This is a genomic window from Serratia sp. HNCC26DJ206, assembly GCF_057180605.1.
Map to the genome: position 1 here is coordinate 98,643 of NZ_JBXUGP010000010.1, position 13,762 is coordinate 112,404.

13 protein-coding genes and 1 pseudogene are annotated in these 13,762 nt (G+C 51.5%); 10 read left to right on the plus strand and 4 right to left on the minus strand.

The window, feature by feature from the left end:
• Positions 1 to 216: 216 nt before the first annotated feature.
• The 8 genes from rpmH (at position 217) to AC2A1E_RS08785 (ending at position 6,938) form a co-directional block, all read left to right on the plus strand.
• Positions 217 to 357: a 50S ribosomal protein L34 gene (gene rpmH, locus AC2A1E_RS08750; protein ID WP_004093983.1), complete on the plus strand. Its 141-nt coding sequence runs from the start codon at positions 217 to 219 to the stop codon at positions 355 to 357.
• Positions 358 to 375: 18 nt separating this feature from the next.
• Positions 376 to 735: a ribonuclease P protein component gene (gene rnpA / locus AC2A1E_RS08755; protein ID WP_004950547.1), complete on the plus strand. Its 360-nt coding sequence runs from the start codon at positions 376 to 378 to the stop codon at positions 733 to 735.
• Positions 699 to 956 carry a membrane protein insertion efficiency factor YidD gene (gene yidD, locus AC2A1E_RS08760; RefSeq protein ID WP_037401295.1) on the plus strand — a complete coding sequence of 86 codons (258 nt, stop codon included), beginning with the start codon at positions 699 to 701 and terminating at the stop codon, positions 954 to 956. The genes rnpA and yidD overlap by 37 nt, the downstream gene beginning before the upstream one ends.
• 2 nt (positions 957 to 958) lie before the next feature.
• Entirely contained in the window at positions 959 to 2,596 is a 1,638-nt protein-coding gene (gene yidC / locus AC2A1E_RS08765) for a membrane protein insertase YidC (RefSeq protein WP_484383420.1), read from the plus strand.
• A 96-nt stretch (positions 2,597 to 2,692) separates the two neighbouring features.
• Complete coding sequence (gene mnmE, locus AC2A1E_RS08770; protein WP_484383421.1) at positions 2,693 to 4,057, plus strand: tRNA uridine-5-carboxymethylaminomethyl(34) synthesis GTPase MnmE; 1,365 nt, start codon at positions 2,693 to 2,695, stop codon at positions 4,055 to 4,057.
• Between the two features lie 216 nt (positions 4,058 to 4,273).
• The gene (locus AC2A1E_RS08775; protein WP_484383422.1) at positions 4,274 to 4,987 is read left to right on the plus strand and encodes a 4'-phosphopantetheinyl transferase family protein; all 714 of its coding nucleotides are present in this window, start codon (positions 4,274 to 4,276) and stop codon (positions 4,985 to 4,987) included.
• A 243-nt stretch (positions 4,988 to 5,230) separates the two neighbouring features.
• Entirely contained in the window at positions 5,231 to 5,797 is a 567-nt protein-coding gene (locus AC2A1E_RS08780) for an NADPH-dependent FMN reductase (protein WP_484383423.1), read from the plus strand.
• A gap of 88 nt (positions 5,798 to 5,885) precedes the next feature.
• Positions 5,886 to 6,938, plus strand: coding sequence for an alpha/beta hydrolase (locus tag AC2A1E_RS08785; protein WP_484383424.1), 1,053 nt, complete (start codon positions 5,886 to 5,888; stop codon positions 6,936 to 6,938).
• Between the two features lie 36 nt (positions 6,939 to 6,974).
• Here AC2A1E_RS08785 and AC2A1E_RS08790 read toward each other — a convergent pair whose 3' ends face one another.
• Positions 6,975 to 8,312: an NCS2 family permease gene (locus tag AC2A1E_RS08790; protein WP_484383425.1), complete on the minus strand. Its 1,338-nt coding sequence runs from the start codon at positions 8,310 to 8,312 to the stop codon at positions 6,975 to 6,977.
• A gap of 224 nt (positions 8,313 to 8,536) precedes the next feature.
• Between AC2A1E_RS08790 and yieH the strand changes: the two genes are divergently transcribed.
• A complete protein-coding gene (gene yieH, locus AC2A1E_RS08795) occupies positions 8,537 to 9,202 on the plus strand; it encodes a 6-phosphogluconate phosphatase (RefSeq protein ID WP_484383426.1) in 666 nt (221 codons plus the stop codon).
• A 402-nt stretch (positions 9,203 to 9,604) separates the two neighbouring features.
• Here the strand turns inward: yieH and AC2A1E_RS08800 are convergent.
• The 3 genes and pseudogenes from AC2A1E_RS08800 to AC2A1E_RS08810 all read right to left on the minus strand — a co-directional run bounded on the left by AC2A1E_RS08800 (position 9,605) and on the right by AC2A1E_RS08810 (position 12,153).
• Positions 9,605 to 10,209, minus strand: a pseudogene (locus AC2A1E_RS08800) (transposase).
• 121 nt (positions 10,210 to 10,330) lie between these two features.
• A complete protein-coding gene (locus AC2A1E_RS08805; protein WP_484383427.1) occupies positions 10,331 to 11,041 on the minus strand; it encodes a hypothetical protein in 711 nt (236 codons plus the stop codon).
• Between the two features lie 119 nt (positions 11,042 to 11,160).
• Positions 11,161 to 12,153, minus strand: a complete 993-nt coding sequence (locus AC2A1E_RS08810; RefSeq protein WP_484383428.1) for a LysR family transcriptional regulator — start codon at positions 12,151 to 12,153, stop codon at positions 11,161 to 11,163.
• Positions 12,154 to 12,396: 243 nt separating this feature from the next.
• Between AC2A1E_RS08810 and AC2A1E_RS08815 the strand changes: the two genes are divergently transcribed.
• Entirely contained in the window at positions 12,397 to 13,758 is a 1,362-nt protein-coding gene (locus AC2A1E_RS08815) for an MFS transporter (RefSeq protein ID WP_484383429.1), read from the plus strand.
• The last annotated feature ends 4 nt before the right edge of the window (positions 13,759 to 13,762 follow it).

Genomic DNA, 13,762 nt, shown 5'->3' on the forward strand with positions numbered 1-13,762 from the left:
GCAACCAGGTAGGGCTATGCCCAGCAGATCTCAAGGTGCAGGAAAGCTGTGACTCGAAATATGCAGGGTTGATGCGTGATGCGAATTGACTCAGGACTGTACAATTATTACAATCCCGCCTCTTTATATGCGATTGAGGCGTCGGTAGTCTTCACGCCGAGTAGCCAAACGCATTTGACTTCTCAGTAATTCATTTAAGTTTAGGTAGAAATCGCTATGAAACGCACTTTCCAACCGTCCGTACTGAAGCGTAACCGTAGCCACGGTTTCCGTGCCCGTATGGCCACCAAAAATGGTCGTCAAGTTCTGGCCCGCCGTCGTGCGAAAGGCCGTACTCGTCTGACTGTTTCTAAGTAATAAAAGCTAACCCGCTGAGTGGTTAAGCTCGCTTTTCCCAGGGAGTTACGTTTGTTAACTCCCACTCATTTCACTTTCGTCTTCCAGCAGCCACAACGGGCTGGCACGCCGCAAATCACCATCCTCGGCCGCCTGAACCAGCTGGGGCATCCCCGCATCGGTCTTACCGTCGCCAAAAAACACGTCAAACGCGCGCATGAACGCAACCGGATCAAACGCCTCACCCGCGAAAGCTTCCGTTTACGTCAGCACGAGTTACCGGCGATGGATTTTGTCGTGGTGGCTAAAAAAGGGATAGCGGATTTGGATAACCGCGCGCTGACGGAAGCTTTGGAAAAATTATGGCGTCGCCACTGTCGCCAGGCTCCCGCATCCTGATCGGGCTGGTACGGGCGTATCAGCTCGTTATCAGTCCGCTGCTTGGGCCTCGTTGTCGCTTCCAGCCGACATGCTCTCATTACGCAATTGAGGCATTAAGCAGGTTTGGCATGTTAAAAGGCAGTTGGTTAGCATTGAAACGCGTATTAAAATGCCACCCTTTGAACCCAGGTGGCGATGATCCCGTGCCGCCGAAAACCGACGATAACAGAGAACACTAACGATGGATTCGCAACGCAATCTTTTCCTCATCGCTCTGCTGTTCGTGTCTTTCATGATCTGGCAGACCTGGCAAACGGACAATGCTCCGCAACCAGCCGCTCAGACCACGCAACAGACTGCGAACACTGCTACCGGTGATGCTGCCAGCCAGGCTTTGCCAGCCAGTGGTCAGGGTAAACTGATTACTGTTAATACTGACGTACTGTCGCTGACCATCAATACCCGTGGTGGTGATATCGAACAGGCTAAATTGTTGGCCTACCCGGACTCTTTGGGTTCATCGACTCCATTCCAACTGCTGGAAACCACACCGGCGTTTGTCTATCAGGCACAAAGCGGCCTGACCGGCAGAAACGGCCCGGACAACCCGGCAAACGGCGAACGTCCTCTGTTTGAAGCCACGCAAGATACCTTCACACTGGCAGATGGCCAAGATGAGCTGCGTATCCCGCTGACCTTTACCGGCAAAGACGGTTCGGTGTTCACCAAGACGTTTGTCCTCAAGCGTAATCACTACGGGGTTGGTGTCGATTACACCATCCTCAACAAAAGTGAAGCGCCTCTGGAACTGACGCTGTTCGGCCAGCTCAAGCAAAGCAGCGAGTTGCCAAAGCACCGTGACACCGGCAGCAATAACTTTGCGCTGCACACCTTCCGTGGTGCGGCTTACTCCTCCAGTGACAATAAATACCAGAAGTATGCGTTCGATAAGGACGAGAATCTGGATATCACCACGCAGGGTGGCTGGGTTGCCATGTTGCAGCAGTATTTCGCGACCGCGTGGGTGCCACAGACTCAGGGCAAAAACACCTTCTATACCGCAAAACCTGGCGATAACCTCTCCGCTATCGGCTTTAAGTCGACTCCGGTGGTGGTGCAACCGGGTGCGCAACAGCAACTGAGTGCCACCTTGTGGGTTGGCCCAGAGTTGCAGGATAAGATGGCCGAACTGGCACCGCATCTCGATCTGACCGTGGATTACGGCTGGCTGTGGTTCATTTCCCAGCCGCTGTTCAAACTGCTGAAGTTTATCCACGGCTTTATCGGTAACTGGGGCTTCTCGATCATCATCATCACCTTCATCGTGCGTGGCATCATGTACCCGCTGACCAAAGCGCAGTACACCTCGATGGCCAAAATGCGTTTACTGCAACCAAAACTGCAGGCGATGCGTGAACGTATCGGTGACGACAAACAGCGCATGAGCCAAGAAATGATGGCGCTGTACAAGGCAGAGAAAGTGAACCCGCTGGGTGGCTGCCTGCCGTTGATCATCCAGATGCCGATCTTCCTGGCGTTGTACTACATGCTGATGAGCTCGGTTGAACTGCGTCATGCGCCGTTCATCCTGTGGATCCACGATCTGTCAGCGCAGGACCCGTACTACATCCTGCCGATCCTGATGGGTGTGACCATGTACTTCATCCAGAAGATGTCACCGACCACCGTGACCGATCCGATGCAGCAGAAGATCATGACCTTCATGCCGGTGATTTTCACCGTGTTCTTCCTGTGGTTCCCGTCTGGTCTGGTGCTGTACTATATCGTCAGTAACCTGGTGACTATCCTCCAGCAGCAGATTATTTATCGCGGTCTGGAAAAACGTGGCTTACACAGCCGCGACAAGAAGAAGTCCTAAGGCGTAGCCAAGGGGTTGCAGTTTGCGCCCCTTCTGCGACACTCAAAGGCGGTCATTCGACCGCCTTTTTGCATATTGTCAGAGAGATAACCTGTTATGAGCACCACCGATACTATCGCTGCCCTTGCCACCCCGCCGGGACGCGGCGGCGTCGGCATTCTGCGCATTTCCGGCCGCAATGCGAAAGACGTCGCTCAGGCGTTGCTCGGCAAACTGCCAAAGCCACGCTACGCCGATTACCTGCCGTTCCGCGATACCGCAGGTGCAGTTCTCGATCAAGGTATCGCCCTATGGTTCCCCGGCCCGAACTCCTTCACCGGTGAAGACGTGCTGGAACTACAGGGCCACGGTGGGCCGGTGATCCTCGATCTGCTGCTGAAACGCGTGCTGGCGCTGCCCGGCGTACGCATTGCGCGGCCGGGTGAATTCTCTGAACGTGCATTTCTCAACGATAAGCTGGATCTGGCACAGGCTGAAGCGATTGCCGATCTGATCGATGCCAGCTCAGAGCAGGCGGCACGTTCAGCGATGAATTCGCTACAGGGCGCATTTTCCATGCGCATCCACCAACTGGTGGAAGCACTTACTCACCTGCGTATCTATGTGGAAGCGGCGATCGACTTCCCCGATGAAGAGATTGACTTCCTTTCCGACGGCAAAATCGAAGCACAGCTCAATGGCGTAATGGCAGATCTGGACAACGTGCGTACCGAAGCGCGCCAGGGCAGCCTGCTGCGCGAAGGGATGAAAGTGGTGATTGCCGGGCGGCCCAACGCCGGGAAATCCAGCTTGCTCAATGAGTTGGCCGGGCGTGAAGCGGCGATCGTCACCGATATCGCTGGCACCACGCGCGACGTACTGCGTGAACATATTCATATCGATGGGATGCCGCTGCATATTATCGATACCGCAGGCCTGCGCGAAGCCAGTGACGAAGTGGAGCGCATTGGCATCGAACGTGCGTGGAATGAGATAGAACAGGCCGACCGCGTGCTGTTTATGGTGGATGGAACCACCACCGCCGCAACCGAACCCAGCGAAATCTGGCCGGAGTTTATGGCTCGCCTGCCCAGCAATCTGCCGATCACCGTGGTGCGTAACAAAGCCGATATCACGGGCGAAACTCTGGGTATGACCGAAGTGAATGGCCACTCACTTATTCGCCTGTCAGCACGTACCGGCGAAGGGATCGACCTGCTGCGCGACCACCTGAAACAGAGCATGGGCTTTACCAGCAATATGGAAGGGGGTTTCCTGGCTCGCCGTCGCCATCTGCAAGCCTTAGAACAGGCTGCCCAGCATCTGGTGCAGGGTAAAGAACAGTTAGTGAGCGCTTACGCGGGGGAGTTGTTGGCCGAAGAACTACGCTTGGCGCAACAGGCGTTGAGCGAAATCACCGGTGAATTCAGTTCCGACGATCTGCTGGGGCGTATTTTCTCCAGTTTCTGTATTGGTAAATAAGCCCAAGTTGCTAAATACCCTGCCATTTCTATAAATCCCACATGACGGGTTGTTTTGTGGGGTTTTTATTCCACACTCTAAGAGTGTCTTCTGCTGAAACACATTCAAAATTTAAATAAATAAGATAATACGCATACTGTTTTTTGATGAAAAAACCTGACGTTATGCTTAATCTAGCATTCCAGTTTTTTGTCAGCCTCGATCATGGAGTGAGTAATGGCTTGCCACTTTATCCGATGGGATACCACCTCAGGGATTTTGAATACCCATCGGTTATCCAGCGATCTGATTGAAAATACGCTAAATTTCTCTATTAAGCGCCGCAGGCGCTTTCTGCAAGGCCGGCTCCTGCTGGCTGAAATGATGTTCTATCTGTATCGCCTGCCCACTTTGCCCCCCATCACCATCACGCCTACCGGGCGCCCCCACTTTGTCGATCCCCACTTACCTGATTTCAGCCTTGCTTATGCAGGCAACACGGTAGGTGCCTTGCTGAGCCTCGAAGGCAAAGTCGGGTTGGATATTGAAGTGATGCGCGCGCGCGGCCGCAATCTGCAGCAGCAATACCAATCCGTTACCGAGCATGCCTGGATTGAAGCGCAGTATGATCGGCTGGAGGCTGAAACTCAGCTCTGGAGTATTCGCCAGTGCGTGTTGAAGCTTTGTGGTCTGAGTAACGATGAGAAGGGAACGTTGCATCTGCATCCCTTTTCCGGGCATTTACGCTCCAGCGCTACACCACATGTGCAAGTGATGAGCGACGCCGGGGAGTATCTGAGCTGGGCTTGCGCTCGTACACCGGGATTAGAACGCCTGATTTGCTGGCAGTATGACGATCGGCTAGGGTTGCGGAAAAGCAGTGAAATATCATCACGTCGCCCACCCCCTTCAACGCACTTTCTGAAACTGACTAGCCTGTCTGCACGATAATTACCGATGAATGCCTGCTCATAGCGAAAATATCTGAAATAAAACTTTTTTAAACAAATTAATTCCTACACAGAATTGTAAAAACAGATAAATATGCAGAACCAGCCTATTATCTGTTGAAAGTTTGCCCTACTATTGTCGGCTGTTTTATAGCCTCACTTTTCAGGCGGTAGAGTCCTCCGGCTACAGCTAAAATCAGTAGGTACAAGCTGAATCTGTTTACTAGCAAGGGAGAATCATCCTATGTCAGAGCAAGCACTAAAAATCGTCACGTTGCTGGGCAGCCTGCGTAAAGGTTCTTATAACGCCATGGTCGCCCGCAGCTTACCCAAACTGGCACCGCATGGCGTAACCATCGAAGCACTTCCCTCGATTCGCGATATCCCTCTTTACGACGCAGATCGGCAACAAGAAGACGGCTTTCCTGCCACGGTTGAGGCCATTGCGGAACAAATCCGCCAGGCTGACGGAGTCATTATCGTTACGCCAGAATATAACTATTCGGTTCCCGGCGGCCTGAAAAATGCCATTGACTGGCTTTCCCGTGTGCCCAATCAACCTCTGGCCGGCAAACCGGTCGCCATTCAGACCAGTTCTATGGGGCCGATCGGCGGCGCACGTTGCCAATATCATCTGCGCCAGATCCTGGTATTCCTTGATGCCATGGTCATGAACAAGCCCGAATTTATGGGGGGCGTGATCCAGAACAAGGTTGATGAACAAGCGGGGGAATTGGTCGATCAAGGTACGCTGGATTTTCTGACCGGCCAGTTGTCTGCATTCAGCGATTATATTCGTCGCGTGAAGTAACTTTCCTTTCGGCGTCTTGATACAAAAAGGCGCCGCTTATGGAAGAAACCGCACCATTTAATGTAGTAGAAAACAAAGTAACACTATTATGCGTTTTTTTATTTTAGCCATAATCATGGCTTTCACCACCAGTTCACTGTTTGCTGCAGAAATGCGCTACCCTGCCGGAGAAGAGCCGGTAGACCTCCCCACGCACCACCCGCTGAATGCCCAATTGCCTCGGCTAGCCTATAGCCAGGAAGATAAAAAGACCGAAGCCATGTCGCTGTATCTGACCCTGATGCGCGAAGACGAACGGAACGTCTGGGCACCCTATCAACTGGCAGCCTCTTCGGCAGAAAAGGGCCAGACCGAGCTTGCAGAACGCTATCTGCAACTGAGTGCCAAACGCGGATTGTGGTATTACTACAATCTGCTGGAAGACAGCGCATTCAACAGTATTCAGCAAGGTGAAACCTACCGTTCCATCCTCGCCAAAACCAAGGCCCGCTATCAGCAACACGCTTCGCAGTTTGAAGGTAAAGCCCAGTATGCTGTCCCCAGCGGAGAACCACCGCCAGGAGGTTGGCCAACCATCGTCTATCTGCACGCTTATGGTCAGGCTGCGGCTATTAATCCACAAGACCGATTGCTGTTTGCGGAAGCCGGTGTCGCCTACATCGAGCTGAATGGCACCCAAATGCTGGCGGAGAACAACTTCCGCTGGTCCAATTACAGCGATGAGAGTACCCAAAGCGCTATTGAACGTGCTCTACGCTCCCTAACTCCGGTATTGAAACTCAATCCTAAGCAGGTGTTCCTTACCGCACGTGGGCAAGGCGCTCTGCACGGTGCCAACCTGATGGCAAAATACCCACAGTTTTATGCTGGCGCCATGCTGATTGCACCGAGCGGTGAAATCACGCCAGCCAAACAGTCGTTGGCAGAAAAAAAGCGGATTATGATCGCCTATTACGATCGACAGAATTTCGACGATCAGGCTTTGGCACTGTACTTCGCCGATCTGTTCAACGAAAGGAACCTGGTCGAGATTGAGCATTTTGCCCAAGGAGAAGATGAGATTGGTGGCTGGCAGGCACGTTTTAACCAGCCATTGCGCTGGGTAATGGGCAAAACTGCGGATGCGTCGCCGGGATTATAAGGTAAAAAAGGGGCCACAGATTGGCCCCTTTCTCTATCAATGCGCGTCAACAAACGCGATTTTAAGCACAAACAGCAGCGCCACCACGATCACGCAGGGGCTGATCTCGCGCCAGCGGCCGGTGCCGAGCTTCATCACACAGTAAGAGATAAAGCCCAAAGCAATGCCTTCGGTAATCGAGAAGCTGAAAGGCATCATGGCGGCGGTGACAAAAGCCGGAACCGCTTCGGTCATGTCTTCCCACTTCACACGTGCCAGGCTGGAGGTCATCAGCACGCCCACGTAGATCAACGCACCCGCAGCGGCGTAGGCCGGCACCATGCCCGCCAACGGCGACAGGAAGATCACCAGCAGGAACAGAATACCCACCACCACGGCGGTGAGGCCAGTACGGCCACCGATGGAAACACCGGCGGAGCTCTCAATATAGGCCGTCACGGAAGAGGTGCCGATAAACGAACCCGCCACCGAGCTGATACTGTCAACGTACAGCGCCTGCTTCATGCGTGGGAACTGGCCTTTATCATCCGTCAACCCGGCTTTGTCAGTCACGCCGATCAAGGTGCCTGAAGAGTCGAACAGGTTAACCAGCATAAAGGCGAAGATCACGCCAGCCAGGCCAAGATTCAGCGCACCGGCCAGATCCACCTGCCCCACCACGGTCGTGATATCCGGTGGCATAGAGAACACGCCGCCATATTTCACATCACCCAACATCCAGCCAATCAGCGTGGTGACCACGATGGAAACCAGCACCGCCGCATGGATATTGCGCGAAGCCAGCACCGCAATGATAAAGAACCCCAGCGCCCCGAGCAGCACGCTGTGGGAGGTCAGGTTACCGACCGCCACCAGCGTATCCGGGTTGGCCACCACGATACCGGCATTTTTCAGCCCCATCATGGCGATAAACAGGCCGATACCGCTGGTGATCCCCACGCGCAGGCTCAGCGGGATATTGGCAATCATCCAGTAGCGGATACGGAACACGGTCAGCAGCAACAGGCCAACGGCGCCCCAGAAAATCGCCCCCATGCCGACCTGCCATGAAATCCCCATCGCACCAACCACCACAAACGCGAAGAAGGCATTCAGGCCCATCGCCGGTGCCAGCGCGACCGGCAGGTTAGCCAGCAGCCCCATCAAGATGCTGCCGAAAGCGGCGATCAGGCAGGTGGTCACAAACACCGCCTGAGTATCCATGCCCGCCGCACCCAGGATCTGGGGGTTAACGAACACGATGTACACCATGGTTAAAAAGGTGGTAAGACCGGCAATCGTTTCCGTCCGTGCCGTCGTGCCATGCTGCTTGAGTTTAAACACACGCTCAAGCAAGCCTTGCTTTGCATCAAGGCTGATGTTTTGTTTGCTCATTATCAGAATTCCGAAGAGGGGAATGGACTGTCGGGCGCTATCCTATAACAAAATGTTGCCGTTTTAACCTTGCTCACCGGCTTTTTTCGCCCTATTTGTGACTGATATTTTCAACGAATTGTATTTATTGATATTCATCGTCAATAAATGTTTAAAGGGTCGCAATCCTGCACAATCCGGTTAAAGTGACAACAATCATGGCTTAACTGAGGATCCATCCCCCAATGAATCAGGTTGAATGTGTTTTGTTTGATTGCGACGGCACGCTGGTAGACAGCGAAGTGCTGTGCAGCAAGGCGTATGTGCATATGTTTGAGCACGTTGGTATTGCGCTTTCGCTGGAAGAAGTGTTCAAGAGATTCAAAGGCATAAAACTCTACGAGATTATCGAGCAGATTAATACCGAACAGGGTATGAGTTTTCCGGTCAGTGAGTTGGAGCCCATTTTCCGCCAGGAAGTGGCACGCCTGTTTGATGCCGAGCTGCAACCGATTGCCGGAGCCCGCGAACTGTTGGCGCAGATGACCGTACCAATGTGCACCGTTTCCAACGGCCCGGTGAGCAAGATGCAGCATTCGCTGGGGCTGACCAACATGCTGTCCTATTTTGATGACCGATTGTTCAGCGGCTACGATATTCAGCGTTGGAAGCCCGATCCGGCCATCGTATTCCACGCGGCAAAACAGATGCAGGTGCCGGTGGAGCGCTGCATTCTGGTGGATGACTCTGCTGCTGGGGCTCAAGCGGGTATCGCGGCCGGGATCCCGGTATTTTACTTCTGCGCCGATCCGCACAATAAGCCGATCGAACATCCGTTAGTCACCACGTTTGACGATCTGGCTCAGTTGCCCGCGCTGTGGCAACAGCGCGGTTGGCAGCTTACGCGTTAGTCGGGCCGATCCCGCTTATCTGGCGGGATCTCCAGCCAACAGGTTGCTTGCGATTTTTCAAAAAAGGAATTAAAAATGAAGTGGATAGTATCAAAAACAATTACCATATTGCTCGCAATAGTGGTTTCTTTTTTTTGCATTTTGACATTTTTCTCCCTTTTTTATATAGCAGCGACAATCATTGGAATATACGACGAAGGTCCCAGCAGGTATAACTTAGGCTATCTTACAGGGCAGCTTATAACGCTTATTCTTAGCGTAATTATAATATATGTATTAGGGAAACAATTTAAGAAACTTGAATGATGGTATTCAATGCCACATATTCACGACCAAACTTGTAGAGAACCTAAGTGAGATAGCAATAGATCCTATCCATAATTCTGTGTAACTGCCCGCCTATTAAAGGTGACCGTTTAGATGGTCACCGAATTCGATAATAAAACGACTCATGGCCAACCGCCAGTTTTGGATCGGCATATTCCATTTTTTCGACGCTGCCTGGATCGCCAGATAAATCACTTTTCGCACCGAGTCGTCTGTCGGGAACACTTTACGCTTTTTAATCGCCTGTCGGATCACATTGTTCAGCGATTCGATAGCGTTGGTCGTATAGATAGCCTTGCGGATATTAGTGTGGGTGACACGTCGGCATCGTACATCTCTTTGAACGTGGCAACGATTTCCCTTGTGGTCATCCCCTTGTGTCCATCTGCTTGATACGCATCTGGTTTTTCTTGATTAACTGAGGCTAGAAGGTATTTTCACGATCACGTGGTGTATTCACCATCATCAGTGAGCAGCGTCTTAGACGAGTAACCGTTACAGGTATTCGAGTCTGCTTTGGGGGAGTTTTTCTCATGACCGAGATGGTCGGTAAGCGCGGCATTCAACGCTGCTTCAATGGAAAGCTTGGTCAACATGCGAGAAAATGCATTGAGGTCGGCTTCGGTTTTAAGGCCTTTGGCCAGTTCGGCAGCGAGTGCCTTAAGTTTCTTTTCGTCCATAATTTGCCTGTCTCCGTTGTCAGGAAGAACATATCAAAAACAGGCAATTACGCAATATCGTTTACAGTCTCTAGCAATATGTTTACCTTGGTCGATTTTAGGAATAGTCTGTAACTTATTATTATTTAAAGCTAATACTTCCTGCGTTAACCATTCCATCCAAAAAAATCCTGGCCACTTTTGGATGTTTCATTATTACGCTAATGACTTCCATCTGATCAACTTCCTCTCCATTTTGCTGTCTCATAAATAAATTCATTACATCTGGTAGTGAAAGCAGTTCAAGCATAACGTCTGTCTCTGATGGCGCTACATCCTTTGGCTTGTAGTTGGGATATTCATACCCTGTCAGTTTTGCAATTTCTAAAAAATGATTATCTGGATTTGCTGGTTTCTTTTCAAAATGAGAAAAATATTTCTTTAACTCTTCCGATAATAATTTCAGACCTATTGTAGTGTTTTCATAAACAATATGTCGAAGGTGAGATATATCAAATGGAGTTGCCTTTGAGTCTTTTTCTTTTATTATTATCGTTCCTGCTTTACAAGCATGGCGTAAACCTAGCTCATAAAATACATTAGGATTTGGTTCTGATATATCTGCAATAACATATGTTGAATGCATTATCCTTGTTACTATATCTGTAGACATTGTCCCTGGTACTGATATCTCATCTGCCCGAACAACCTCCATATTTGGCCTCGCTTTTAAAATAGCCTCCTTGATCAGAGAGTTATATTTATCCCTTAGAGCCTCTTTTTTTACTGAAACAGCACCGCTTTCGTACTGATCTCCTATAGCCATTATTACAAAGCAAGTTTCCGATGTCATTTCCTACCCCTTTTTGTTTGTTTTTTATCAGTGAGACTAAACAACCTATATCAGATAAGGGGTTTGAAGTCCATGTATGGACGCCGATAAATTACTTTACATATCAAATAACTGTGCTATTACAGCCCCCCAAAAAACTCATCATCTGAAAGCATTCCCGCTTTATCAATGAATACGTTTATAGCTTGCATATTGGCTTTATCTTTCTCTCGTTCATTCTTTCTGGCTTCTATAGCCGCTTCTCCTCGGCCAATTTCCGCCCGCAGCCAATCGTGGAAATAACACACGCGCGGCAGTTCCCGCTTACCGGGTGGGATCTCCAACCAGTAGCCGTTGGTGCTTTTCAGCTCCAGCGGTGAAAGCAGCAGCAGCAGACCACTCTGTAATTCATTGCGGATCATCATTTTATCCAGCACCGCGTAACCCGCGCCGGTAATACAGGCGTTGATCACCTGATCCTGCGTGCTGAACTCCAACCCTCCTTGTTCCTGCACTTCTGTGCGCCCAGCCGCCGCCAGCCAGCGCTGCCAGGTATCCATGCGGCTATCGCCATTGAGAATATGTAACTGCGGCTGCGTGTTCAGCGGTGGAAACACACCGTTGATCATCAGCAACGGGCTGCCCACCAGCACCAGTTGTTCATGGCATAACCATTCTCCACCGCAACTCTCTGCCCACTCACCAAAGCGCACCGCACAGTCAAAGTCACAATACTTTTGCCGCGCTTCGCTGATCAGGGCGATTTGCAATTGGCTGTTACGCTGACGCAGCGTGACTAAACGCGGGGCCAACCAACGGGTAGCGAAAGTCGGCGCCACCTGCAACCGCAGGTGCTGTAGAGGATTGTGCAACTGCACGTGGCGCACACCTTCTTCCAGAATATCCAGTGATTGCCGCACCACCGGCAGTAACAGCATGGCATCCTGAGTCAGCGCTAGCCCGCTGTGGCTGCGCACAAACAGCAACTTACCGAGAAACTCCTCCAACTGCTTGATCTGGCGGCTGGCCGCACTTTGAGTGATAAACAGCGCTTCAGCCGCTTTGCTGAAACTCAGCGTCCGGCAGGTTTCTTCAAATACGCGCAACATACTGAGCGATGGGAGCTTTCTCACGATCCACAGACCTCTGCATCATGCTTTTGATTGTTAACAACATGTTGCCAATCTGGTGGGTTTTATCTACACCCGCAGCATTTATCTCCCCAAAACCAGAGGCAGATCACATGCATTTTCCGCTGAGGGGTATGACTAAAACGCACTCGCCTACCGCGCCTCTCACTGCCACATTGTTAACGCGATAAAAACAAAAAACCAACAATACACCTACAAACACCGCTCCAACAGGAGGACAGGTCCATGCAACATCTACCACAACAACAGATCCGTATGGATGACGTGCCGTTAAACCGTTTCCATATCAAGATCGCCGGGTTGACCTTTGGTGCCCACTTCACTGACGGCTATGTGCTGGGCGTTATCGGCTTTGCACTGGCACAAATCAAACCACAAATGGGGGTTTCCGCTTTCTGGGAAGGGATGCTCGGCAGTTCCGCCCTGATCGGCTTGTTTATCGGTAGCTTGATGTTCGGCTGGATTTCCGACTACATCGGCCGCCAGAAAATCTTCTCTTTCAGTTTTATTATCATCACGCTCGCTTCCGCATTGCAGTTCTTTGTGAGCACACCCGAACAATTATTCCTGCTACGCGTGATGATAGGCATCGGCTTAGGGGGGGATTTTGCGGTAGGGCACACCATGCTGGCCGAATTCTCACCACGTAAACAACGAGGCGTGTTGCTCGGTGCTTTCAGCGTGGTCTGGACATTTGGTTACGTTGGAGCAGGGCTCGTCGGCCATTTCCTGACCGCGACTGGCCCCGATGCCTGGCGTTGGCTGCTGTGCTCTTCTGCACTACCGGCGCTGGCTATTCTGCTGATGCGCATCGGCACGCCAGAATCACCACGCTGGCTGATGGGCAAAGGGCGACGCGAGCAGGCGATGGCGATCGTACATAAACACTTCGGGCCGAACGTGGTGCTCAATGACGAAGTGCAAGCCGTGTCTCAGCAACGTTTTCTGTCGCTGTTCGGTGCCAAATATCGCCGCCGCACCGCATTCAACAGTCTGTTTTTTGTCTGCCTGGTGATCCCTTATTTCTCAATCTACACCTTCCTGCCATCGATTCTGCAAATCATGGGGTTGGATAATAACTTTGCTACCGACCTGCTACTTAATGGCCTGCTGATCGTTGGGGCTTTATTAGGGATCGTGCTCACGGTGATGTGTTCACGTCGTGGGTTCCTGATCGGCTCCTTTATCTTTCTTGCGGCCTGTCTGGTGATGCTGAGTCTGATCCCTGCCAGCCAGACCGTCTGGCTGATCGCCATCTTTGCCGCTTTTACGCTGGTCATGTCGGCAGTCAGCAATCTGGTGGGTGTATTCCCTGCCGAAAGCTTCCCCACCGAAGTCCGCTCCATGGGTGTCGGTTTTTCTTTGTCAATCAGTCGGTTGGGTTCTGCTATCGGCACCGGCCTGCTGCCACTCTCGATTGCACATTACGGTATGCCCGCCACGACCGGCATGCTGGCATTGATTCTGATTATTGGTGCGATTGTTTCCATTACCTGGGCACCGGAAACCAAAGGGTTGACGCTGGTGGATGCCGCACAGGACTCACAGCCTCAGGTAGAGAACACATTCGCCGCCATCGCGAAATAACATC